At 68.0% G+C, this 22,333-nt stretch carries 23 protein-coding genes and 1 riboswitch; of the genes, 15 read left to right on the forward strand and 8 right to left on the reverse strand.

Translation table 11 applies throughout. From position 1 onward, the window contains the following. Positions 1-721: 721 nt before the first annotated feature. The 4 genes from C8J30_RS05440 to C8J30_RS05455 all read left to right on the forward strand — a co-directional run bounded on the left by C8J30_RS05440 (position 722) and on the right by C8J30_RS05455 (position 4,601). On the forward strand, positions 722-1,834 hold the full coding sequence (locus tag C8J30_RS05440) for an RNA ligase RtcB family protein (protein ID WP_110804728.1): 1,113 nt from the start codon (positions 722-724) through the stop codon (positions 1,832-1,834). Beyond that, positions 1,831-2,472: a peptide chain release factor-like protein gene (locus C8J30_RS05445; RefSeq protein ID WP_110804729.1), complete on the forward strand. Its 642-nt coding sequence runs from the start codon at positions 1,831-1,833 to the stop codon at positions 2,470-2,472. The genes C8J30_RS05440 and C8J30_RS05445 overlap by 4 nt, the downstream gene beginning before the upstream one ends. A gap of 179 nt (positions 2,473-2,651) precedes the next feature. Next, the gene (locus C8J30_RS05450; RefSeq protein WP_110804730.1) at positions 2,652-2,999 is read left to right on the forward strand and encodes a hypothetical protein; all 348 of its coding nucleotides are present in this window, start codon (positions 2,652-2,654) and stop codon (positions 2,997-2,999) included. A gap of 363 nt (positions 3,000-3,362) precedes the next feature. Further along, positions 3,363-4,601, forward strand: coding sequence for a PAS domain-containing protein (locus C8J30_RS05455; protein WP_110804731.1), 1,239 nt, complete (start codon positions 3,363-3,365; stop codon positions 4,599-4,601). Positions 4,602-4,616: 15 nt separating this feature from the next. On the opposite strand, the gene C8J30_RS05460 is transcribed toward C8J30_RS05455, so the two are convergent. From C8J30_RS05460 to thiM, 6 genes are read right to left on the reverse strand one after another with little or no spacing between them, the layout of a single operon-like run. Next, positions 4,617-5,336 (reverse strand): ABC transporter permease, encoded by a 720-nt coding sequence (locus tag C8J30_RS05460; protein ID WP_110804732.1) that lies wholly within the window; start codon positions 5,334-5,336, stop codon positions 4,617-4,619. Beyond that, a complete protein-coding gene (locus C8J30_RS05465) occupies positions 5,333-6,022 on the reverse strand; it encodes an ATP-binding cassette domain-containing protein (RefSeq protein ID WP_110804733.1) in 690 nt (229 codons plus the stop codon). The genes C8J30_RS05460 and C8J30_RS05465 overlap by 4 nt, the downstream gene beginning before the upstream one ends. Next, a complete protein-coding gene (locus C8J30_RS05470) occupies positions 6,019-6,942 on the reverse strand; it encodes an ABC transporter substrate-binding protein (RefSeq protein WP_110804734.1) in 924 nt (307 codons plus the stop codon). Before C8J30_RS05470 ends, C8J30_RS05465 begins: the two co-directional genes overlap by 4 nt. Then, entirely contained in the window at positions 6,943-7,740 is a 798-nt protein-coding gene (thiD, locus tag C8J30_RS05475) for a bifunctional hydroxymethylpyrimidine kinase/phosphomethylpyrimidine kinase (protein WP_110804735.1), read from the reverse strand. Further along, positions 7,737-8,348 carry a thiamine phosphate synthase gene (thiE, locus tag C8J30_RS05480; protein WP_110804736.1) on the reverse strand — a complete coding sequence of 204 codons (612 nt, stop codon included), beginning with the start codon at positions 8,346-8,348 and terminating at the stop codon, positions 7,737-7,739. The genes thiD and thiE overlap by 4 nt, the downstream gene beginning before the upstream one ends. After that, the gene (gene thiM / locus C8J30_RS05485) at positions 8,345-9,133 is read right to left on the reverse strand and encodes a hydroxyethylthiazole kinase (RefSeq protein ID WP_110804737.1); all 789 of its coding nucleotides are present in this window, start codon (positions 9,131-9,133) and stop codon (positions 8,345-8,347) included. Before thiM ends, thiE begins: the two co-directional genes overlap by 4 nt. A 48-nt stretch (positions 9,134-9,181) precedes the next feature. Next, positions 9,182-9,277: riboswitch (TPP riboswitch) on the reverse strand. Positions 9,278-9,529: 252 nt separating this feature from the next. On the opposite strand from thiM, the gene C8J30_RS05490 reads away from it, so the two are divergent. Together C8J30_RS05490 and C8J30_RS19225 are read left to right on the forward strand one after the other, a co-directional pair. Beyond that, positions 9,530-11,980, forward strand: a complete 2,451-nt coding sequence (locus tag C8J30_RS05490) for a hybrid sensor histidine kinase/response regulator (RefSeq protein ID WP_110804738.1) — start codon at positions 9,530-9,532, stop codon at positions 11,978-11,980. 121 nt (positions 11,981-12,101) lie between these two features. Further along, positions 12,102-12,233, forward strand: a complete 132-nt coding sequence (locus C8J30_RS19225) for a hypothetical protein (RefSeq protein ID WP_281269369.1) — start codon at positions 12,102-12,104, stop codon at positions 12,231-12,233. Here the strand turns inward: C8J30_RS19225 and dorR are convergent. Next, positions 12,215-12,913 (reverse strand): two-component system response regulator DorR, encoded by a 699-nt coding sequence (gene dorR, locus C8J30_RS05495; protein ID WP_110804739.1) that lies wholly within the window; start codon positions 12,911-12,913, stop codon positions 12,215-12,217. The genes C8J30_RS19225 and dorR overlap by 19 nt on opposite strands. A 247-nt stretch (positions 12,914-13,160) precedes the next feature. Here dorR and torC point away from each other — a divergent pair, with 247 nt between their 5' ends. The 9 genes from torC (at position 13,161) to moaC (ending at position 21,734) form a co-directional block, all read left to right on the forward strand. Next, positions 13,161-14,333 (forward strand): pentaheme c-type cytochrome TorC, encoded by a 1,173-nt coding sequence (torC, locus tag C8J30_RS05500; RefSeq protein WP_110804740.1) that lies wholly within the window; start codon positions 13,161-13,163, stop codon positions 14,331-14,333. Next, a complete protein-coding gene (locus C8J30_RS05505; RefSeq protein ID WP_110804741.1) occupies positions 14,330-14,959 on the forward strand; it encodes a TorD/DmsD family molecular chaperone in 630 nt (209 codons plus the stop codon). The genes torC and C8J30_RS05505 overlap by 4 nt, the downstream gene beginning before the upstream one ends. Then, entirely contained in the window at positions 14,959-17,430 is a 2,472-nt protein-coding gene (torA, locus tag C8J30_RS05510) for a trimethylamine-N-oxide reductase TorA (RefSeq protein ID WP_110804742.1), read from the forward strand. The genes C8J30_RS05505 and torA overlap by 1 nt, the downstream gene beginning before the upstream one ends. An 86-nt stretch (positions 17,431-17,516) precedes the next feature. Further along, complete coding sequence (locus tag C8J30_RS05515; RefSeq protein ID WP_110804743.1) at positions 17,517-18,740, forward strand: molybdopterin molybdotransferase MoeA; 1,224 nt, start codon at positions 17,517-17,519, stop codon at positions 18,738-18,740. Between the two features lies 1 nt (position 18,741). After that, on the forward strand, positions 18,742-19,266 hold the full coding sequence (locus tag C8J30_RS05520; RefSeq protein ID WP_110804744.1) for a DUF2478 domain-containing protein: 525 nt from the start codon (positions 18,742-18,744) through the stop codon (positions 19,264-19,266). Next, a complete protein-coding gene (moaA, locus tag C8J30_RS05525; protein WP_110804745.1) occupies positions 19,256-20,263 on the forward strand; it encodes a GTP 3',8-cyclase MoaA in 1,008 nt (335 codons plus the stop codon). The genes C8J30_RS05520 and moaA overlap by 11 nt, the downstream gene beginning before the upstream one ends. A gap of 1 nt (position 20,264) precedes the next feature. Further along, the gene (moaD, locus tag C8J30_RS05530; protein ID WP_110804746.1) at positions 20,265-20,513 is read left to right on the forward strand and encodes a molybdopterin converting factor subunit 1; all 249 of its coding nucleotides are present in this window, start codon (positions 20,265-20,267) and stop codon (positions 20,511-20,513) included. 1 nt (position 20,514) lies between these two features. Further along, positions 20,515-21,273 (forward strand): HesA/MoeB/ThiF family protein, encoded by a 759-nt coding sequence (locus tag C8J30_RS05535; RefSeq protein WP_110804747.1) that lies wholly within the window; start codon positions 20,515-20,517, stop codon positions 21,271-21,273. After that, the gene (moaC, locus tag C8J30_RS05540; RefSeq protein WP_110805012.1) at positions 21,267-21,734 is read left to right on the forward strand and encodes a cyclic pyranopterin monophosphate synthase MoaC; all 468 of its coding nucleotides are present in this window, start codon (positions 21,267-21,269) and stop codon (positions 21,732-21,734) included. The genes C8J30_RS05535 and moaC overlap by 7 nt, the downstream gene beginning before the upstream one ends. Here the strand turns inward: moaC and mobA are convergent. Continuing rightward, the gene (gene mobA, locus C8J30_RS05545) at positions 21,731-22,309 is read right to left on the reverse strand and encodes a molybdenum cofactor guanylyltransferase MobA (protein ID WP_110804748.1); all 579 of its coding nucleotides are present in this window, start codon (positions 22,307-22,309) and stop codon (positions 21,731-21,733) included. The two genes, moaC and mobA, sit on opposite strands and share 4 nt — an antisense overlap. Positions 22,310-22,333: the final 24 nt, after the last annotated feature.

The following is a 22,333-nucleotide window of genomic DNA, read 5'->3' on the forward strand; positions in this document are numbered from 1 at the left end:
AGCCGCTTGCCTTCCCGGCCCCAGAACGCATCCGGGTTCTCGATCGATTCCCGATACATCTCGAGGTATTTCGCACCGTTCGCATGCGCATCCTCAAAACCAGCGGGAACTTCCCGAAGTTCCGGCAGCGCAACAGCCTGGCTTTGCATCCCCATTCCATCCTCCCTGTGACGCGGCAAACGCCGCCTGCGCCAGGGCAAGCCCCGGCATCACTCCTCAAAGGTATTGTAAACAGACTGTATGATGACCTGTAAACCCTTTAAATAAAAGGACAAAGCTGTAAAGATATTATCAGGTTTGGCGCGCATACTGTAAATTAATTATCTGATCACGGGAAGTTCATAGAATATCAACAACTTCCCGGCGAGAGGCTTTGCCCCGTCCGGCTTTGCCCTGCATCCGACGGCAAACCCGCCCAACGCGCGCCCCCGGGCAAGGGCGAGGTCCGAACGGCGCCGAAACGGGCGCCGCCGCGTCGTTTCGAGGCTCCTGTGACCCGCCTGCATCACCTCTGTTGCGCGCTTGCCGCAGATCTGGGCGCAGGGCCGAGAATCGGCTAGAAGCACGCATCCGCAACGCCAGCACAGGAGGGCACGGCATGGTCACAGTCAGCATCGCTTCCCTTCCTCTGGAACCGGCACGGGTCTGATCGCCTCTGGCGCGCCCCACCGGTCCGTTTCGGCAGCCCTGGCTGCCTTTTCGTTACGGAAAGATCACGACGATGGGCACTTCCCCGTCGCAGAGCGGCATCGCCCGGCTCTGCACCTTCTACCGCCGCGAGACCTGGATCGAGGGTCGCGCGGAGGATCAACTGACTGACGTTTCCCGCTTCCCCGGCATGCAGGCCGTGGCCGGTTTTCCCGATCTGCATCCGGGCCGGTTCGGGCCGGTCGGTGCGGCATTTCTGGCGGATCGGATCTGGCCGCAGCTCGTCGGCCCCGACATCGGCTGCGGCATGGCGCTGTTTCGTCTCGACCTGCCGCGGCATCGGCTGAAGCTCGACAAGGCGGTGCGCCGTCTTGCCGTGCTTGATGCCGGGGCCGCGCCCGAGCGCGCGGTGCAGGCGCTGGCCGCGGCCGGGCTTGCGGGCCGGATCGGCGCCGCCGGGCTGGGCACGATCGGTGGCGGCAACCACTTCTGCGAGTTGCAGGTCGTGGCGCAAGCCGAACCGGGCAGCCCGCTGGCGGTGGGCACGCTCTGTCTGCTTGTCCATTCCGGCTCGCGCAGCCTTGGCGCGCGGGTGCTGGAGGGCATCGGGCAGGATTGGCGGCAGGGCTTTGCCCCGGGCAGCGCGGCGGCGCGGGACTATCTTGCGCTGCACGATCTGGCCGAGGCCTGGGCGCGGCTCAACCGCCGTCTGATCGCCGAGACCGCGGCCGAAGCACTCGGCGCGGATCTCGATCTCGTCTGTGATGCCGTGCACAACCATCTGATCCGGCAGGGCGATCTCTGGCTGCATCGGAAAGGGGCGGCCAGTGTGGCGGGCGGGCTCGTGCCGCTGGCCGGCTCGCGCGAGGCGGAAAGCTATCTGCTGGCCACCCCGGATGCGGTGCCCGAGGCGCTGGCCTCGGTCTCGCACGGGGCCGGGCGGCGCTATGACCGCTCGGCCATGCACGGCCGGATTGCGAAGACGCGCTCCGACCTTGCGGCGCTGAGCCGGACCCGGTTCGGCGGCCGGGTGGTCTGTGCCGATCGCGACCTGCTGATCGAAGAGGCGGGGGCGGCCTACAAGTCTCCGGCGATGGTGGTGGCCGATCTGGACCACTTCGGTCTGGCGCGGCGTCTTGCGGTGCTCGAGCCGCTGATCACCTGGAAAACCGGGGGGTTGGCATGAGCGCGGATCAGGCGGTGATGCTGGTGTCGAGCGGCAACGGCCCGGGCGAATGCCGGATCGCGGTGGCGCATCTGCTGGCGCGGTTGGCGGAGGCGGTCGAGGCGGCAGGACTGGCGGTCGATGTGGCCGAACGCCCGGCCGAGCATGGCCCGGCCTCGGCCGTGGTGGTGCTGACGGGGCCGGGCGCCGAGCGGCTGGCGCGGGAGTGGGAGGGGGTCGTGCTCTGGCGCTGCCCCAGCCCGCTGCGCCCGCGCCATCCGCGCAAGACCTGGTTCGTGCAGCTCTTTGGGCTGCCCGCGCCCGGGGAGGCCGCGCAGATCGATCCGGCGCAGGTGACGATGGAGGCGATCCGGGCCGGTGGTCCGGGCGGGCAGCATCAGAACAAGACCGCGAGCGCGGTGCGGGCGCGCTGGACCGATCCGGCGGGGCGGCTCTGGTCGGTGGTGGTGCGCGACGACCGCTCGCAGCATCTCAACCGGCGGATTGCGCTGGCGCGGCTGTCGGCGATGGTGGCGGCCGAGCGCGCCGAAGCCGAGGCGGCGCGGCGCGACGCGGCCCATGCGCTGCATGCCCAGCTGATCCGCGGCGCCCCGAAGCGGATCTTCGAGGGGCCGCGGTTCCGTCCGGCCCGGGCGTGACGGGGCGGGAGGGGGCACCCTCCCGTCCGACTTTTTCGACGTTGCCTTCGGGATGGGCGCACTGCCCGCTTCGTCGTCACGCGGCCCGGCCGCGGCCTCGCGTGCCAAGCTTCAGGGTTGCCGAAAGTGAAAAACCGGAGGAAGCTGAGGGAGGAGAGCTTGAGAGGTTTGCATTATACATGTTTGAGGGGCACGCTTGGCTCATTCCAATCCTCGACGATCTGATCGAGCATTGTGAGCGGCATTCCATGCAGTCGACCGCGACCGGTTTGCGGCAGGCGCGGTTGGCGCTGGTGGCGCAATTCGGGGCGCTGGAACGGCTTCTGGGCGATGATCCGCAGGAGCGCTGGCTGGGCGAGGTGATCGATGAGCTGGCCCGCTATTGTCATCAGCAGGGTCTCGACGAGGTCGAGATGAAGCTTCTGCAGGCGCAGGAGGCCTGGCATGACGAATGCGAACCGCCGCAGCGCGGCAATGTGCTGACCTTCCCCGCGGGTTTCGGCCGTCGCGAGGATGAAGCTGGCTGACGCGGGCGCGGGGGCACCGGCGCCGCCTGCGATCCGCGACGCGAATCAGATATTCCGGGGGCCTGTTTCGGCGCGCTGATCCGGGCATCGCCGAGGCAGGCCCACCACCGCCTCGCGCGCTGCGAATGCGGATTTTTCAAGCACACGCAGGCGTTGCAGAGCGTCCGAAGGGCGCCCTGCGACACTTTGGCAGGCTGCTGCCGTTTTCCCGCAATTTTCGTCGAATCCCTGCCTCTGGGGCATCGGAGATCCGTAAAACTCGAATGATCACGGATGCTTATCAATTTTTGCACAAGGTTCTCGGGATTAGCCTTGTCGCACCACATCGGATCGCGCCCCCCTCGCGCCACCCCAGAGAGCCAGATGAACGCAGTGATATCGCCTACCCTTGCCCGCGAGGGGGAAGCCGATTTCGGTTTCCATGAACTCTTCTTTTCCCGCACCGACACGCGCGGGGTGATCCTGTCCGGCAACGAGGTGTTCCGCCGCGTGTCCGGCTACGGCTGGAACGATCTGCTGGGGGCGCCCCACAAGGTCGTGCGCCACCCCGACACGCCGCGCGGCATGTTCCGCATTCTCTGGAACGCGCTTGGCAATGGCAATCCGATGGGCGGATACGTCAAGAACCGGGCCCGCAATGGCGAATACTACTGGGTTTTCGCCGTGCTGCTGCCCGCGCCGGGCGGGTTCCTGTCGGTGCGGATGAAACCCTCGACGCCGCTTTTTGCCCGCGTCCGCGAGGTCTATGCCGAGCTGTCGCAACGCGAGCGGACCGAGCGTCTTGATCCCGACCAGGGGGCGAAAGCGCTGCGCGACTTCGCCGCGAGCGAGGGATTTTCCAGCTACACCAGCTTCATGGCCTCGGCGATGGGGCAGGAGCTTGCCGCCCGCGATGCCAAGCTCGGTCGGTTGACCGATGTCCGCACGACGCAGTTGATCGCGCTGAACACCTCGCTCGAAGAGGTCTCGCGCGAGCAGCGCAATCTCCTGCGCAGCTTCGAGGCGCTGCAATCCGTGCCCAACAACATGCGCATCATCGCCTCGCGGCTGGAGCCCTCGGGCGGGCCGGTTTCGGCGATTTCGGAAAACTATCGCAGCTCGTCGCAGGTCATTTCCGAGCGGCTGCGCAGCTTCGTGGCCGGGCAGGACAACCTGTGCGACCGCGTCTCGCGGCAGGCGTCGAAGGCGCTGTTCCTGATCGGGGCCTATCGGGTCCTGTCGGAGATGCGCCGGAATTTCGACGACGCGATGCCGGTGCCGGGGATCGACTGGGCGCATGAGCGGCAGATGCTGACCGAGATCGAGGCTCAGGCGCAGCGCGATACCGGCACGGCGATGGAGCAGGCGATTGCCCATGCCGAGGTGCTGGGCCGCGCCAGCGCCGAGATCCGCCGTCAGATGCTCGGCCTCGATACGATCCGGGTGCTGGGCCGGGTGGAGACCGGGCGGATGCGCGGCACCAACAGCCATCTGTCGGCGACGATCGACCAGCTTGATGTCTCGCATTCCGACATTCGGCTGCGGCTTGAAACGATCATGCGGCTCTCGGAAGGCATCGGCACGACGATGCGGATGTTCCAGCGCACGCAACGGGGGGCCTGAGCGCGGGCGGGGCCGTCACAGCCCCGCGCGCGCCAGCGTCCGGTCGGTCAGCCGGTTGAGCGCCAGCGTCAGAGCCAGAATGACCAGCAGCGCCGCAAACATCAGATCGGTGCGCATCCGGGCATTGGCCATCAGCATCAGATAGCCAAGGCCTTGCGACGCACCGACCCATTCGCCGATCACCGCGCCGGTCGGCGCATAGGTGACGGCGATGCGCAGCCCCGCGGCGCCTTGTGGCAGCGCATGCGGCAGGCGCAGCCAGATCAGCGTCCGCAGCTTTGAGGCGCGGGCGATCCGGGCCAGATCGAGCACGGGCTCGGGCGTGGTGGCAAGCCCGTCGCGCAGGCCGGAGGCGACGGGAAAGACGACAAGCAGCGCCACCATCGCCACCTTTGGCCCCAGCCCGTAGCCCAACCACAGCGTCAACACCGGCGCCAGCACGAAGACCGGCAGCGCCTGTGCCCCTGCCAGCAGCGGGCCGATCAGCCGCTCCAGTCTGGGCGCAAGGCTTGTGGCCAGCGCCAGCGTCACGCCAAGGGCAGTTCCGATCAGAAGCCCCGCGCCGGTTTCGGCCAATGTCGTCAGGGCGTGCTGCCCGATCAGGCCGCGCTCGTGCCAGAGCGTTTCGAAGACCTGCAAGGGCGGGGGCAGCACGAAGGGTGGCAGCAGCGCCGCCGCCGTCGCCGCCTGCCACAGCGCCAGCACCGCCAGAACCGGCCAGAGACGCGCGCTCATGCCGCCCGCATCCGCGCCAGAAGCCCCGCCGCCGCCTGCGCCAGCTGCGGATCGTCGAGCGGCACCGGACGCGGTCCCGGCAGGGGCGGGATCTCGTGCAGGGCCGCGCCGTCCAGCAGCAGAACCCTGTGGCCCAGCCGCAGCGCCTCGGTGGGCTCGTGGGTCACCATCAGCATGGTCTTGCCCACAAGACAGGCCGCCGCCAGATCCTGCATCGCCGCGCGGGTGGGGGCATCGAGCGCCGAAAAGGGCTCGTCCAGCGCCACCAGCGCGGTGTCATCGGCCAAGACCCGGGCCAGCGCCAGCCGCTGCCGCTCGCCGCCCGACAGCGTCTCGGGCCGGTCGGTGCCGCGGCCCGCAAGCCCGACGGCGGCCAGAAGTTCTTCGGCCCGGGCGCGGGGCAGGGTCTCGCCGCGCAGCCGGGCCATCAGGCGCAGATTGGCCAGAACCGAGAGCCGCGGTTGCAACAGATCGCCCTGCGCCATCCAGCCGATCCGCTCGGGCGCTTGCCGTGTGCCGTCAAGCCGCGCCGCCACCGGCAGCCCGGCGATGAGCCGCAGCAGCGTCGATTTCCCCGCGCCGGAAGCGCCCAGAAGGCAGGTCCAGCCGGGTTGCAGATGCAGGTCCAGCGCGCGCAGCAGCGGGCGCTCGCCCAGCCAGACCTGCCCCGAGATCGCCGCGGTCATTTGCCCACCGCGATCGCGTCCACCGCCGGGGCGGTGGCGATCAGCCCGGTCTCGACCATGAAGGCGCCGAAATCGCGGTAGCGCGCGGCATCAAGCGCGGCCGGATCGCGGGCGAAATGCGGCCAGGTGTCGGCCCAGGCCTGTTCGTTCAGCGGATCGTCAAGCTCCGCCGCATGGGCGCGGAAGCTGTCCCAGCCCGCCTGCGGATCGGCAGCGATCTCGGCGGCGGCGCGGCCGGTGGCGGTCAGAAACCGGGCGATGCGATCGTCGCCCGCCAGATCGGCACGGGCGAGATAGATCAACTCGTCATAGGCGGGCACGCCATTTTCCTCGGGCAGAAAGCAGCGGCCCTGATGTCCGACGGCCGCCATCTGATGCAGCTCGAAATTGCGAAACGCGCCCGAGACCGCATCGACCTGCCCCGTCGCCACCGCGGGCGTCAGCGCGAAATTGACGTTGATCGTCTCGACCTCGGCGGGATCGACGCCATTGTGGCGCAGCATCCGCTGCATCAGCGCCGCCTCGATCCCGGCGAGCGAGTAACCGACCTTGCGGCCGCGCAGATCGGCCATCGTCTGCACCGGCCCCGCGGCATCGGCCATGACGCAATATAGCGGCGCGTCGATCAGCGTGCCCACGCGTTTCAGGCCCAGCCCGGCAGCCTGTTGCAGGTAAAGCTGCGGTTGGTAGCTGAGGGCCAGATCGACCTGCCCGGCGGCGGCCATCTTCGGCGGATCGGACGGGTCGGCGGGCGGGATGAGCGTCACATCAAGCCCCGCCGCGGTGAAATAGCCGCGCTCGGCCGCGACGATGATCGGGCCGTGATCGGGGTTCACGAACCAGTCGAGCATGACCGAGAGGTGATCGGCGGCTTCGGCACGGGGGGCAAGCAGCAGCAGGGCAAGCAACAGGCGTTTCATTTACGACCTCATCGAAAAGAAATGATCGAGCGGGCCATGACCTTGCCCGACCGAAAGCCGGTCGGCCCCGGCGATGGCGCGCAGGGTATAGGCGCGGGCGGCGGCGGCGGCCTGACGCAGATCGGGGATGCGGGCAAGCTGCGTCGCCAGCGCCGAGGACAGCGTGCAGCCGGTGCCGTGGGTGTTCTTCGTCGCGACCCTTGGCGCCTCGAACCAGGTCTCACCCGCGGCATCGAGCAGCAGATCGGGGCTGACCGGCCCCGGCAGATGCCCGCCCTTGAGATAGACCGCCCGCGCGCCCAAGACCCGCAGCCCGCGCGCCTGCGCGACCATCTCGGCCCGGCTTTGCGCGACCTCGCAGCCCAGAAGATCGGCCGCCTCGGGCAGGTTCGGGGTGACCACCGCGGCGCGGGGCAGCAGGATCTGGCGCAGCGCCGCCACGGCCTCGGCGGCAAGCAAGCGGTCGCCGCCCTTCGCCACCATCACCGGGTCCAGAACGACGGGGGCGGACAGCCCCTCGAGTGCTGCGACAACGGCGGCGATGATCGTGCTGTCGCCGAGCATCCCGATCTTCACCGCATCGATGCGGATATCGGCGCGGATCGTCGCAATCTGCGCCGTCACCATCTCGGGGCGGATCGGATCGACCGCCGTCACGCCGCGGGTGTTTTGCGCCGTCAGCGCGGTCAGCGCCGCCATCGCATAGCCGCCATTGGCGGAGATTGCCTTCAGATCCGCCTGAATCCCGGCCCCGCCCGAAGGGTCGGAGCCTGCAATCGAAAGAATGTTCGGGATCATCTGTGCCTCCAGTCCTGCACCAGCGCGCGGCAGGCGGCCTCGGGGTCGGGGGCGCGGGTGACCGCCGAGACGACGGCCAGCCCGGCGACGCCCGCGGCTTTCAGCGCGGGAATGTCGGCCTGTGTCAGCCCGCCGATGGCAATCGTGGGCACCGGGACCAGACGGGCGATGCGGGCGAGACCGTCAAAGCCGATCGGGGCCGCGGCATCGGGTTTCGTCGCCGTCGCCCGCACCGGCCCGGCGCCGATGTAATCGATGCCGGGGGGCAGGGCGCTTGCCTGCGCCTCGGTCTCGATCGAAAGGCCGAGCAGCATCCCCGCCCCGATCCGGGCGCGGATCGCGACGGGATCGCCGTCGCCCTGACCGACATGCAGCCCATCCACCCCGGCGGCGAGTGCGACTTCGATCCGGTCATTGAGGAACAGCTTCACCCCATGCGCCCGCATCTCGGGCAGAAGCTGCCGGGCAAGGGCCAGCAGATCGGCATCCGAGGCCGTCTTGTCGCGCAGTTGCACCGCGCGGGCGCCACCGCGGGCCGCCGCCCGGGCCTGATCGGGCACGGAGAGGGGCGCGCCCGGGTCGGTGATGACATAGACCGGCCCGATCATGCCGCACGCACCTTCGCCCCGGCGCTGAGCGCCTCGGGCGTCAAAGCAGCCAGCGCATCAAGGAAGGCCACGGCGAAACTGCCCGGGCCCTGCGCCTCTTTCGCGGCGATCTCGCCCGCCAGACCGTAATAGGCGAGCGCCGCCACCGTGGCATCGAGCGGCGGCTGGCCGACCAGAAAGGCGCCGATCACGCCATTGAGCGAACAGCCAAGCGCCGTCACCTTCGGCATCAGCGCATGGCCATTGCCGATGCGGAAGGCCTGACGGCCATCGGTGACGTAATCGACCGGCCCCGAGACCGCGACCACCCCGCCGGTCTGGGCGGCCAGCACCCGAGCGGCAGCCTCGGCCGCTTCGACGGGATCGCCCGCATCGACGCCATGCGCCTGCCCGCCCAGCCCGGAGAGCGCAAGGATCTCGGAGGCATTGGCGCGGATCACCGTTGGGCGCAGATCGAGCAGCCGGGCGCACAGATCCTGCCGGAACCGCGTCGCACCGACGCCGACCGGGTCCAGCACCCAGGGCCTGCTGATCCGGGTCATCACCGCGGCGGCTTGCACCATGCCCTCGGCCCAGTCGGTATCGGCCGTACCGATGTTCACCGTCAGCGCCCCGGCCAGAAGGGCAAATTCCGCCACCTCGGGCAAAGCATGCACCATCGCGGGCGAGGCGCCCACGGCCAGCTGCACATTCGCCATCACGTTCATCGCGACGAAATTGGTGATGTTGTGCACAAGCGGCGCCGTCGCGCGCATTTTGGCAAGGTAGTGTCCGGTCTCGGTCATCGGTCCCTCCGTGACGCGGAAGACCGAAGCCGGGATGGGGCGGGAGCCACAGCACCGGTTGCGGACTCCCTACGCCAGCATGATCTGGTTCAGGTTCAAAGGGTGCTTCTCAGCCCGGATGCCCGGACGCCCCTGTCGCAGGGTCAAGGAACCACGGATGGCCGGGCTTGTCCAGTGCGCGGGCAAGGATGTGTCTCGCAGGACCGCGCGGATTGCCGCTCATGTCGCGGCGCGGGCGGTCCCCCTTGATCCCGATCAAGGCCTTGGCATGCGGGCTGCGGTAGCGGGGGGCAGTTTCGTGACGAGGAGACGGGCTTTCGGGCCGGGTCTTGGGGTGAGGGCCGGATTCCCGGCAAGACGCGCGCCGGTCGGGGCGCCAATATCTGGACGTTACGAATGATTTCCGAACATCAAGGGCAGTTTTCGCACCCGGTTCCGGGCGGCGATGCATGCGCTTCCGCGGTTGATCTGGCGGTGCTGGCGCGGTTTCTGCAGGCAAACGAGAACCGGCTGATCGAGATGCACATCGCCTATTCGATCACCCGCAGCTACAATGCCCATGTCTCGACGCTGCCCGAAGCCTGGCGCGCCTCGGTGCAGGGGTTGAATGGCGCCATCGCGCTGATGCTGGAAACCCGTGGCGATATCGAGGTCGATTACGACAGCGACATCGGCGACGATCCCTCGACCGTCTATGGCATCGACGTGGCGCGGCGGCACGGGCTGCGCGGCGTGCCGTTGGCGATGTTTCTGAGCAATTTCAAGGGCTACCGCGAAAGCTATCTGCGGCTCGTGCAGGCGTCGGGCTTTCCCGCCGAGGCCGAGGCGCTGTATCTGCGGCTGCTGCGCGGCTTCTTTGATCGCGCCGAGATCGGGATCTGCACGCAATGGGGCCGCGGTGTCGTCGATGCCGATCAGGAACGGCTGCTGGCGGAAAACCAGCGCGTCGTGAATGAAAAGAACAAGTACCTGACGATCTTCGAAAGCATCCAGACCCCGGTGTTCCTGATCGATGCCGAGGGCGGGATCGAGAACATGAACCACGCCGCGGCGCTGCTTCTGTCGAAGGAGGCGGTGCCCGGCTCGGTCTATTACGGCTCAGCGGCGCGGCGCAGTTTCCGCGAGCTGTTCGGCCTTGATCCGCGGGCGGTCGGCCCGCTGTTGCCCGAGCACGAGATCCAGACCGTCGACGGGCGGCGCTGGGTGTCGGTCTCGACGCAGGAAATGCTCGATGTCTCGCGGAAGTTTCTGGGCACGGTGATCAGCTTCACCGATGTCACCGACGAGCGCCATGCCCGCGAGGAGGCGGTGGCGCTGGCAAAGGCGAAGACCGATTTTCTGGCGACGATGAGCCACGAGATCCGCACCCCCATTCACTCCATCGGCGGCATCGTCGAGCTGCTGCGGCAAGACGATCTGAGCCCGCGCGCGGCGGGCTATGTCGAGGCGATCGACCGCTCGGCGCGGGTGCTGACCTCGATCGTCTCCGAGATCCTCGATTATTCGCGCATCGAGGCGGGCGGGCTGATGCTGGAGCGCGTCGATTTCCCGTTGGCGGAGTTGCTCAGCGATGTCGGCCGGGTGATCGAGCCGCTCGTCGCGCGCAAGCCCGGGCTGATGCTGCATCTCGACAGCCCGAAAGAGCGGCCCTGTGTCACCGGCGATCCGGCGAAGCTGCGGCAGATCCTGCTCAATCTGGCGGGCAATGCGGTGAAGTTCACCGAGGCGGGCGCGGTGGTGATCGGGCTCGATCTGCTGACGCGCGAGCCGGGCCGAATTTTGGCGCGGTTTTCGGTGCGCGACACCGGGCCGGGCATCGCCGCGGAACGGCTCGAGGAGATCTTCTGCCCCTTCACGCAATCCGACAGCTCGATCGAGCGCAAGCACGGCGGCACCGGGCTGGGTCTGGCGATCTCGCGCCGGCTGGCCGAGCTGATGGGGGCCGAGCTGACCGTCGAAAGCCATCTGGGCGAGGGCAGCTGTTTCCGGCTTGTCGTGCCGCTCGATCTGGCGCCGCGGCAGGGCGCGGACTGTGCCCGGGCGCGGGCCGAGGCGAAGCTGCCAGCCAAGGCGCTGCGGCTGCTGATCGTCGAGGACGATGCGGTGAACCGGCTGGTGACCGAGACGCTGTTGCGGCAGGCCGGGCATCAGGTGCGGCTGGCCGAGACCGGCGAGGCGGCGCTGCAGGCGCTGGCCGGACAGGGCTTCGATCTGGTGCTGACCGATCTCAACCTGCCCGATCTGAGCGGCTTCGAGCTGGGCCACGCGATCCGCGCCCATGCCGATCCGGCGATTGCCGGGCTGCCGATCGCGGCGCTTTCGGCGCATGGTCCCGGGGTCGATGCGGTCGCGCTGAAGGCCGCGGGGATCGGCGGGTTTCTGGCCAAGCCCTTCCCGTTCGCGCGGCTCGAGGAGCTGTTGCGGCGGGTCACCGGCTTTGCCTCGCCGCGGCCGGTCGGGTCGGGAGCGGCGCGGCCCGAGGGAGCGGGGCAGGGGCTTGTCGATCTGTCCGTCCTGCGCGGCCATGCCGAGGCTTTGGGCGTCGAGCCGACCGGCCGGATCGTCGCGACCTTCAAGGCGAGCCTTGGCCATACCGCGGCGGCGCTGGAAACCGCGGCCGAGGCGGACCGCTGGAACGAGGTGGCGATGATCGCGCATCGGCTGAAAAGCTCGGCGCGGCATGTGGGATTGCTGGCGCTGGCCGAGGAAGCCGAGCGTGCCGAGATGCTGGCCTCTGCTTCGGGGCGGCGAAGCGCCGAGGTTGCGGGTCCGGTGGACGATCTGATCCTGTCGTGCCGCGCGGCCGTGGGTCTGGTCGAGGCGATCTGGGCCGACATCGCGGGGTAAGCCCGTCTGTCTCGGGCGGATCAGGAAAGGCATCGCCTTTCCCCGCCCGTCCGGGCAACGCCTGTCGCAGGACCGCATCCCCAAGCGTGACAGAGGCCTGCGCTCCGCCCCGGCGGCGCGAATGCGCCCGCCATGGGCGGGGCGGGCGCAGGCCGAGTGCCTGAAGCACTCGGCGGTCACGGGGCCGATGTGTCGCGTGACCTCGGCGATGGCCTCGGTCATGGCAGACAGAGCTTACGCCGAAAACACGTAACCCAGCCCGTGCACGGTGACGATCAGCCGAGGCTTCGCCGGATCGGGCTCGATCTTGCGCCGCACCCGGCGCACCAGCACGTCGATGGTGCGATCGAAGCTTTCGTGCCCGCGCCGGCTGACATGCGTCATCAGCTGATCGCGGCTCAGAACCTGCCCCGGATGGGTGACGAAGGTCGCCAGCAATTCGAACTCGGCCCGGGTCATCTTCACCGCTTCGCCCGAAGGATCGGTCAGGGTCCAATGCGCGATATCGAGCGTCCAGCCCTCGAAGCTTTTCGTCGACTCATCCGCCTTCACCACCCGCGCCGCCGTCACCCGACGCGCCAGATTGCGGGTCCGCGGCAGGATTTCGCGCATGTTGTAGGGCTTGGTCACGTAATCATCGGCGCCCAGTTCCAGCGCCACGATCCGGTCCACATCCTCGCGCCGCGAGGTGACCATGATCACCCCCACCTCGGATTGCCGCCGCAATTCGCGCAGCAGCGACAGCCCGTCCTCGCCCGGCAGGTTGATGTCGAGCAGGATGACGTCGACATCGCCCTTGGCAAAGATCGCCCGCATCTGCTCGCCGTCGCCGGCCTCGCTGACGCGGTGATTGTCCTTCACCAGATAGGCGGCCAAGGTCTGCCGGCCCACCGGATCATCTTCGACGACAAGGATATGATAGGAAGTCTTCATCACCGGCCCCTTTCTTCCGTCATCGCGCCAAAACCCCGGTCCGGCAACGATTTTTGCGTGATTTCCGCTGATTTTTCCGGGTTTTAACATCCTGTTCACAACATTTTTCATCGCGTTCACAACCGGACGCAACGCGGTTCATATCGCGGGTCTAGTCCGATCCTCGAGCGGGGTCGGACCGTGACAAGACCGGACGCGCGGCGTCGGTGATGGAACGGCCCCCGGATCGGCAAGACCGGAGGCGAAAGTGATCAGGAAAATCTGGGGCGTGATGCGCAGGCCCAGCACGCGCTGGGGGCTTGGCACGCTGGTGCTGGGAGGGGCCGTCGTCGGTGCGCTGGGCTGGAATGGCTTCCACTATGCCGTCGAACAGACCACCACGACGAAATTCTGCCTGTCGTGCCACACGATGCAGGGCAATTTCGAGGAGTACAAAACCACCGTCCACTATTCGAACCCGATGGGCGTACGCGCCGAATGTGCCGATTGCCACGTGCCGAAGTCGGGCTGGCGGCTCTATCGGGCCAAGGTGCTGGCGGCCAAGGATCTGTGGGGCGAAATCACCGGCAAGGTCGACACGCCCGAAAAATTCGAGGCGCACCGGCTCGAGATGGCGGAGACGGTCTGGGCCGACATGAAGGCGAACGACTCGGTCGGGTGCCGGTCGTGCCACAGTTTCGAGGCGATGGATTTCGCGCATCAGACCAAGCCCGATGCGGCCAAGCAGATGCAGCAGGCGATGAAGGACGGCGGCACCTGCATCGATTGCCACAAGGGCATCGCGCACAAGCTTCCCGACATGTCCTCTGGCTACAAGAAGCTGTTCGAGGATCTGGAGGCGCAGGCGGCCGAGCTGGCGCCGAAAGCGGGCGACACGGTCTATCCGCTGAAGACGATCGAGCTTTATCTGGAAGAACCGAAGGATGGCGTGAAGGCCGCGGGCAAGGTGATCGCGGCGACGCCGATGGTCGTGCAGGCGGTCTCGGGCGCGGCGCTGCAGGTCAAGCTGGAGGGCTGGCAGCAAGAGGGCGCCGAGCGGATGCTCTATGCCGCACAGGGGCAGCGCATCTTCAACGTGGCCCTGGCGCCGACGGCGGTTTCTGCGGTTGCGGCGGGCAAGAGCCTCACCGATCCCGACACCGAACAGGTCTGGACCGAGGGTACGCTGACGGTCTGGGTGAAGAACGCCGATCTGACCGACAGTCTCGACAAGGTCTGGTCCTATGCCGGGGCGATGTTCAGCGCGGCTTGCGGCACCTGCCACGTCCTGCCGCACACCGGGCATTTCCTCGCCAACCAGTGGATCGGCACGCTCAATGCGATGAAGACCAAGGCCCCCTTGAACGAGGAACAGTTCCGGCTGGTGCAGAAATACGTGCAGATGCACGCGAAAGACATGGGCGGGGAGGCCGCGGAATGACCGCGATCTCGCTCAATCCCGCCGTCGTGGCCGATCGTGCGCTGCTCTGGCACTGGCTGGCCGAGGTCTTTCTGACCCCGCCCTCGGCCGAGCGGCTGAGCGCCCTGCGCGAGGGGGCCGGGGCGAAATGGCTCGCGGCGCTGGCGGCCGAGCCCGCCTTTGCCGAAGCGCTGACCGAGATCCGCGCGGCGCTGGCCTCGCCCCTTGATGCGGCACGGCTGCAGACCCGGCTGACCATCGCCTTCAACGGGTTGTTCCTTGGCCTTGGCGGCAAGCACACGCTGGCGCCGAACGAATCCGCCTGGACGCATGGCGGGCGGCTCTTTCAGGCCCCGGTCACCGAAATGTCCGCGCTGCTGTCCGCCTGCGATCTGTCGCTGGCGCAAGGCTGCTGCGAGGCGCCCGACCATCTCTCGGTCGAGCTGATGCTGCTTGCCCATCTCGAAGCTCATGCCGATCCGCGCGCCGAGGCGCTGCAGGCCCGGCTGCGGCTCTGGCTGCCCGGCTTTTGCGCCGCCGTCAGGGCCGAAGATCGCACCGGCTTCTGGGCCGGAGCCGCGGCGCTGCTGCTGGCGGCTCTCGATCACGCCACTCTCATCCCCCAACCGGAAGAAAGGACAGTCTGATGACGAAGATTTCCGGAAACGAACTGCGGGCAGAACTCTCTCGCCGCGCCTTCCTCAGCTACTCTGTTGCCGCAGGAGCGCTGGGCATGTTCGGACCTTCTTTCCTCGCCCAGGGCGCACGCGCCGAGGCGCTGGCCAACGGCAAGGTGATGTCGGGCAGCCATTGGGGCATCTTCACCGCGACGGTCGAAAATGGCCGCGCCACCGCCTTCACGCCGTGGGAAAAAGACCCGCATCCGTCGCCGATGCTGGAAGGCGTGCTGGACTCGATCTATTCGCCGACCCGGATCAAATATCCGATGGTGCGGCGCGAATTCCTCGAAAAAGGCGTCAAGGCGGATCGCTCGACCCGCGGCAATGGCGACTTCGTCCGTGTGACCTGGGATCAGGCGCTGGATCTGGTCGCGGCCGAGGTGAAACGCGTCGAGGAAACCTATGGCCCGCAAGGCATGTTCGGCGGCTCCTACGGCTGGAAGAGCCCGGGCCGGCTGCACAATTGCACCACGCTGCTGCGCCGCATGCTGACGCTGGCGGGTGGCTATGTGAACGGCGCGGGCGACTATTCGACTGGCGCGGCGCAGGTGATCATGCCGCATGTGGTCGGCACGCTCGAAGTCTACGAACAGCAGACCGCCTGGCCGGTGGTGGCGGACAACACCGAAGTGATGGTGTTCTGGGCCGCTGACCCGGTGAAGACGAACCAGATCGGCTGGATGGTGCCCGACCACGGCGCCTATACCGGGCTCGAGGCGCTCAAGGCCAAGGGCACCAAGGTCGTCGTCATCGATCCGGTGCGCACCAAGACGGTCGAGTTCTTCGGCGCCGATCACGTCACGCCGAAACCGCAGACCGATGTCGCGCTGATGCTGGGCATGGCGCATACGCTGGTGAGCGAAGACCTGTATGACAAGGACTTCATCGCCAATTACACCTCGGGCTTCGACAAGTTCCTGCCCTATCTGATGGGCGAAACCGACAGCACGCCGAAGTCGGCCGACTGGGCATCGGAGATCAGCGGCGTTCCGGCCGAGACGATCAAGGACCTCGCACGGCTCTTCAAGTCGAAGCGGACGATGCTTGCAGGCGGCTGGTCGATGCAGCGGATGCATCACGGCGAACAGGCGCATTGGATGCTGGTGACGCTTGCTGCGATGCTCGGCCAGATCGGTCTGCCGGGTGGCGGCTTCGGGCTTTCCTATCACTACTCGGGCGGCGGCACGCCGAGCACGAGCGGCCCGGCGCTCTCGGGCATCACCGATGGCGGCGCGGCGGGGGCAGGCCCGGAATGGCTGGCGGCCAAGGGCGCTTCGGTGATCCCGGTGGCGCGCGTGGTCGAGATGCTGGAAAACCCCGGCGCCGAATTCGACTTCAACGGCACCCGGTCGAACTATCCGGACGTGAAGATGGCCTATTGGGTCGGCGGCAACCCGTTCGTCCACCATCAGGACCGCAACCGCATGGTCAAGGCCTGGGAAAAACTGGAAACCTTCATCGTGCATGACTTCCAGTGGACCCCCACCGCCCGGCATGCCGACATCGTGCTGCCCGCGACGACGAGCTACGAACGCAACGATATCGAGACCATCGGCGACTATTCGAACCTCGGCATCCTGGCGATGAAGAAGATCGTCGAACCCGTCTACGAAGCCCGCAGCGATTACGACATCTTCGCCGCGGTCGCCGAACGGCTTGGCAAGGGCAAGGAGTTCACCGAAGGCAAGGACGAGATGGGCTGGATCAAGTCCTTCTACGAAGATGCCGCGAAGCAGGGCAAGGCGAGCGGGGTCGAGATGCCCGAGTTCGACGCCTTCTGGGAAGAAGGGATCCTCGAATTCCCGGTCACCGACGGCGACACCTTCGTGCGCTATGCGAGCTTCCGCGAAGACCCGCTGCTCAACCCGCTCGGCACGCCGACCGGCCTGATCGAAATCTACTCGAAGAACATCGAGAAGATGGGCTACGACGACTGCCCGGCGCATCCGACCTGGATGGAACCGCTGGAACGTCTGGACGGGCCGGGGGCGAAGTATCCGCTCCATGTCGCCGCCTCGCACCCGTTCAACCGGCTGCACTCGCAGCTGTGCGGCACGGTCCTGCGCGAGGGGTACGCGGTTCAGGGGCACGAGCCCTGCCTGATGCATCCCGAAGATGCGGCGGCGCGCGGCATTGCCGATGGCGATGTGGTGCGGGTGTTCAACGATCGCGGTCAGACGCTGACCGGGGTCAAGGTCACCGATGCCGTGATGAAGGGCGTCGTGCAGATCTATGAAGGCGGCTGGTATGATCCGTCCGACGTGACCGAAGCGAAGACGCTCGACAAATACGGTGATGCGAACGTGCTGACGGCCGATATCCCGACCTCGAAACTGGGTCAGGGCAACTGCGGTCAGACCGTGCTGGCCGATGTCGAGAAATACACCGGTCCCGCCGTCACCCTGACCGGCTTCGTGGCGCCGAAGGCCGCCGAATAAGCGACCCGATCCTTCGGAGGGCCGCCCCGGCCCTCCCCCCTTCACCGCGTCTTCGGGCGCGGTGCCCTCTCCCAAGGATTTTTGCGATGACCGCGCAGGATCACTCTTCCCCGATGCTCGACATCGCCGCCGCCCGCGCCCTGGCCACCTCGCTCGTCGATCCGATCACCGAGACCGAGGATCTGCCGCTTGCTGCCGCGCTGGGCCGGTTCTGTGCCGAAACGCTCCATTCGACGCTGGCGCTGCCGCGCCGCGCCCGCGCGGCGATGGACGGCTTCGCGCTGCGTCTTTCCGATCTGCGTGATGGGCAGGGCCTGCCGATCGCGGGCACGATCGCCGCGGGCGCCGAGGCCCCGGATCTGCCCGCGGGCGCCTGCCTGCGCATCTTCACCGGCGCGCTGGTGCCTGCGGGCGCCGATGCCGTGCTGCCCGTCGAGGACTGCACCGAAGAGGGCGCCACCCTGCGCCTGTCGCGGCGTCCCGAACCGGGCGAGAACATCCGCGCGCCGGGCTCCGAACAGCCCGCGGGCGGCGTGCTTCTGCGCGCCCATGCGCGGATCGCGCCGCAGCATGTCGGGCTTCTGGCCGCCAATGGCATCACCCGCCTGCGCGTGCTGCGCCGTCCGCGCGTCGGCGTGTTTTCGACCGGCGACGAGCTCGATGCGCAAAGCCCCGACAGCCTGCCCGACAGCAACCGGCCGATGCTTCTGGCGCTGGCCGCTGCGGCGGGGGCCGAGGTCACCGATCTGGGGCTTCTGCCCGATGACCTGCCCGCGGTCACCGCGCGGCTTGCGGATCTGCGCGGGCAGGACCTCATTCTGACCTCGGGCGCGGTGTCGATGGGCGGGCGCGATCACCTGCGCCCCGCGCTGATCGCCGCCGGGGGCCGCATCGACGGCTGGCGCGTCGCGATCAAGCCCGGCAAGCCGATCCTCTTCGGCGAGCTTGGCCCCGCCGCCATCACCGGCCTGCCCGGCAATCCGTTTTCCGCCTTCACCGGCTTTCACCTCTTCGCCGCGGCCCAGCTTGCGACACTCACGGGACAGATACCGCCCCTCCTTTTCCCATTGGAGGCGCGTGCGGGCTTCGACTGGTCCCGCAAGCCCGGCCGCGGCGAGGTCTTTCCGGTGCGCCTCGCACATGGCGAGATCGACGGCATGCCGGTGCTGCAACGGCTGGGGGCGGGCGTCTCGGCGACGCTTTTTCCGCTGGCCGAGGCCGAGGGTCTGGCCTTCGTTCCCGCCGAGACGAGCCGGGTGGGTTTCGGCGCGCGGCTGCGCTGGATGCCTTTCGTGCACAGGGGGGTTTGAGATGCGCTTTCCGCTTGCGACCATCCTTTACGAAACGACGCCCCCCGACGCGCTCTTGCGCGATTTCGCCCGCGCTCTTGCGGCCCAGGGGCGGCACATCGGCGGCGTCGTGCAGCATCGCCCGGGCCTTGTCACCGACTGCCCCTGTGCCGAGATGGTGCTGATGTCGCTCGCCTCCGGGCAAAGCTTCCCGGTGGCCCTGCCGCTCGGCTCCGGCTCGACCGGGTGCCGGCTCGACTTCGGGGCGCTGGCGCAGGTGGCGCAGGGCCTCTTGTCCGAGATCGAGGCCGGGCTTGATCTGCTGATCCTGAACCGTTTCGGCAAAGCCGAGGCCGAGGGGCGCGGCTTTCGCGACGTGATCGCCGCCGCGATGGAGCGCGAGACGCCGGTGCTGACCGCGCTGCATCCGCGCAACCTGCCCGACTGGATCCGCTTCACCGAGGGCGCGGCGCTGCTGCTGATGCCCGACGCCAGCACCCTGCATCAATGGTTGGCCGACGGCCAGGGAGTTGCCCATGCTGCCTGATCCCCTTTGTGACGGCTTCGGCCGCGATGTGCGTTACCTGCGGGTCTCGGTCACCGACCGCTGCGATCTGCGCTGCTCCTACTGCATGAAGGAAGACGTGACCTTCCTGCCGCGCAATCAGGTGCTGAGCCTTGAGGAACTCGACCGGCTCTGCTCGGCCTTCGTCACGCTTGGGGTGCGCAAGCTGCGCGTGACCGGCGGCGAGCCGCTGGTGCGCCGCAACATCCTCAGCTTCTTCGCCGCGATGGGGGCGCATCTGCGCGCCGGACGGCTCGATGAACTGACGCTGACGACGAACGGCACGCAGCTTGCCCGCCACGCGCAGGCGCTGGCCGCGTGCGGGGTGAAGCGGGTCAATGTCTCGCTCGATACCTTGCAGGCCGAGAAATACACCCGCCTGACCCGGTTTGGGCGCATCGCGCAGGTGTTCGACGGCATCGCCGCCGCGCAGGCTTCGGGACTACGGGTGAAGCTGAACGCGATGGCGCTGAAAGGCGTCAATGACGACGAGATTTTCGCGCTGACCGATTGGGCGGCGGCGCAGGGCTGCGATCTGACCTTCATCGAGTTGATGCCGATGGGGGATATTCCGGCAGGCACGCGGCTTGATCAGTTCTGGCCGCTCGATGATGTCCGCGCGCATCTCGAAACCCGGTTCCGGTTGATCGACACGGGGCTGAATACCGGCGGCCCCGCGCGCTATGTGACGGTGGCCGAGACCGGGCAGCGCATCGGCTTCATCTCGCCGCTCAGCCACAATTTCTGCAACAGCTGCAACCGCGTGCGCCTGACCTGCAAGGGCGAGCTTTACACCTGTCTGGGTCAGGAGGGCTCGACCGACCTGCGCCCCGTCCTGCGTGCGGGCGTCGAGGGCGAGGCGCTTGCCCGCGAGATCCGCGCCGCGATTGCAAGGAAACCCGCGGGCCATGCCTTCGGCTATGGCCCCTGCGCCGTCGCCGGGCAAATGGCACGCGGCATGAACCACACCGGAGGCTGACATGCTCGACATCGTCTATTTCGCCTGGGTCCGCGAGCGGATCGGGCAACCGCGCGAGCGGCTGGAAACGGGGGCGGCGACCGTGGCCGATCTGGTGGCGGAGCTGCGGGCGAAAGACCCCCGCTACGAGGCCGCCTTTGCCGACCCTGCGGTGCTGCGGGTGGCGCTGGATCAGGATCTGGCCGATTTCACCGCGTCGCTCGCGGGCGTGCGCGAAGTGGCCTTCTTTCCGCCTATGACGGGGGGCTGAGATGCATGGTCCGATGTTCGACCCCGAGGGTCGTTATGCCCGGCATCTGATCCTGCCCGAGATCGGGCCGGTCGGGCAGGCGACGCTGAACGCGGCCTCGGTTCTGGTGATCGGCGCGGGGGGGCTTGGCTCGCCGGTGCTGCTTTATCTTGCGGCGGCGGGGATCGGGCGGCTGGGGCTGGCCGATGACGATGTGGTGTCGCTCTCGAACCTGCAACGGCAAGTGCTGCATGGCACGGCGCGGCTGGGCCAAAGCAAGACCGCCTCGGCGCGCGACCGGCTGTCGGACCTGAATCCCGAGGTGCTGCTTGAGACCCATGCGATCCGCATCTCGCCCGAGACGGCGGCGCTGGTCGGTGGTTTCGATCTGGTGATCGACTGCACCGACAATCTTGCGGCGCGGCATCTGATCAACCGCGCCTGTGTCGCGGCGGCGGTGCCGTTGCTGTCCGGCGCGATTGCGCAATGGGAAGGCCAGATCGGCCTTTACGCGCCCGCGCTGGGTGGCCCCTGCTATGCCTGCACCTTCCCCGAGACCGATCCTCCGCCGCCCGCACAATCGAAGGGTGTCGTCGGCGCGCTGCCGGGCGTGGTGGGAGCACGCATGGCGCTGGAGGCGATCAAGTTTTTCACCGGGGCCGGGCAGAACCTGCTCGGGCGGCTGTGGATGATCGACACGCTTTGGAACGAGGAACGGCTGATGCGCATGCATCGGCGCGACGATTGCCCGGTCTGCCGGGCGAGGGGGGCGGGATGCTGACGCATTTCGATGCGGCCGGACAGGCGCATATGGTCGATGTTTCGGACAAGACCGAGACGAAGCGCACGGCGGTGGCCGAGGGGCGGGTGGTGATGCGTCCCGAGACGCTCGCGCTGGTGATCGCAGGCACGGCGGGCAAGGGCGATGTGTTGGGCGTGGCCCGCGTTGCCGGGATCATGGCGGCGAAGCGCACGGCGGATCTCATTCCGCTCTGTCATCCGCTGGCGCTGTCGCGGGTGGCGCTGGAGCTGGTGCCCGAACCGGAAACGAGCTCCGTGCGGATCGAGGCGACCGTGGCCACCACCGGCCCGACCGGGGTCGAGATGGAGGCGCTGACCGCGGTCTCGGCCGCGGCGCTGACGGTCTATGACATGCTGAAAGTCGCGGAAAAGGCGATGCGGATCGAGGGGATAAGATTGCTGGCCAAGGATGGCGGCAAGTCGGGCAGCTTCCGCGCCTAAGGCGCTTTCGAGCGCAACCAGTCTTCGGCCCGCGCGAGGTCTTCGGGCGTGTTGAGATTGGCGAAAGGATCGGGCGTGGTGTCAAAGGGCACCGCCACCGCCCCCGCCAGATAGGCGCGCATCCGCCGCTCGTCGGCCGCGAAAAGCGTATCGATCCGGGGGCGGTCGGCGACGCGCCAAAGTGCGGCGGTGTAATGGTCGCGTCCGAAGCTTTGCGCATGGGCAGGCCCGCCCGTGGCGACCAGCCGGGCCACCAGATCGGTGGGCAGGAACGGCGTGTCGGTGGCGGTGCTGACCAGAGCCTCGGCGCCCATCTCTGCCGCCCAGTCCAGCCCGGCGCGAATGCCCGCCATCGGACCCAGACCCGATTCCCCGGCGCGATCGGGCAGGACCGGCAGGCCAAGGCCGAACCGCGCCGGATCGCCATTGGCCGAGATCGCGACCGCGTCGACCTGTGGCGCCAGCCGCGCCAGCACCCGCGCGATCAGGGGTTCGCCCGCGAGCGGCAGCAGCGCCTTTTCGCGCCCCATCCGCCGCCCTTGGCCCCCCGCCAGAATGACCCCCACGATCCGCATGCGTTGCCTTTCCGCTTTGCCCAA

This window comes from Rhodobacter viridis (assembly GCF_003217355.1).
Taxonomy (GTDB): Bacteria; Pseudomonadota; Alphaproteobacteria; order Rhodobacterales; family Rhodobacteraceae; genus Rhodobacter; species Rhodobacter viridis.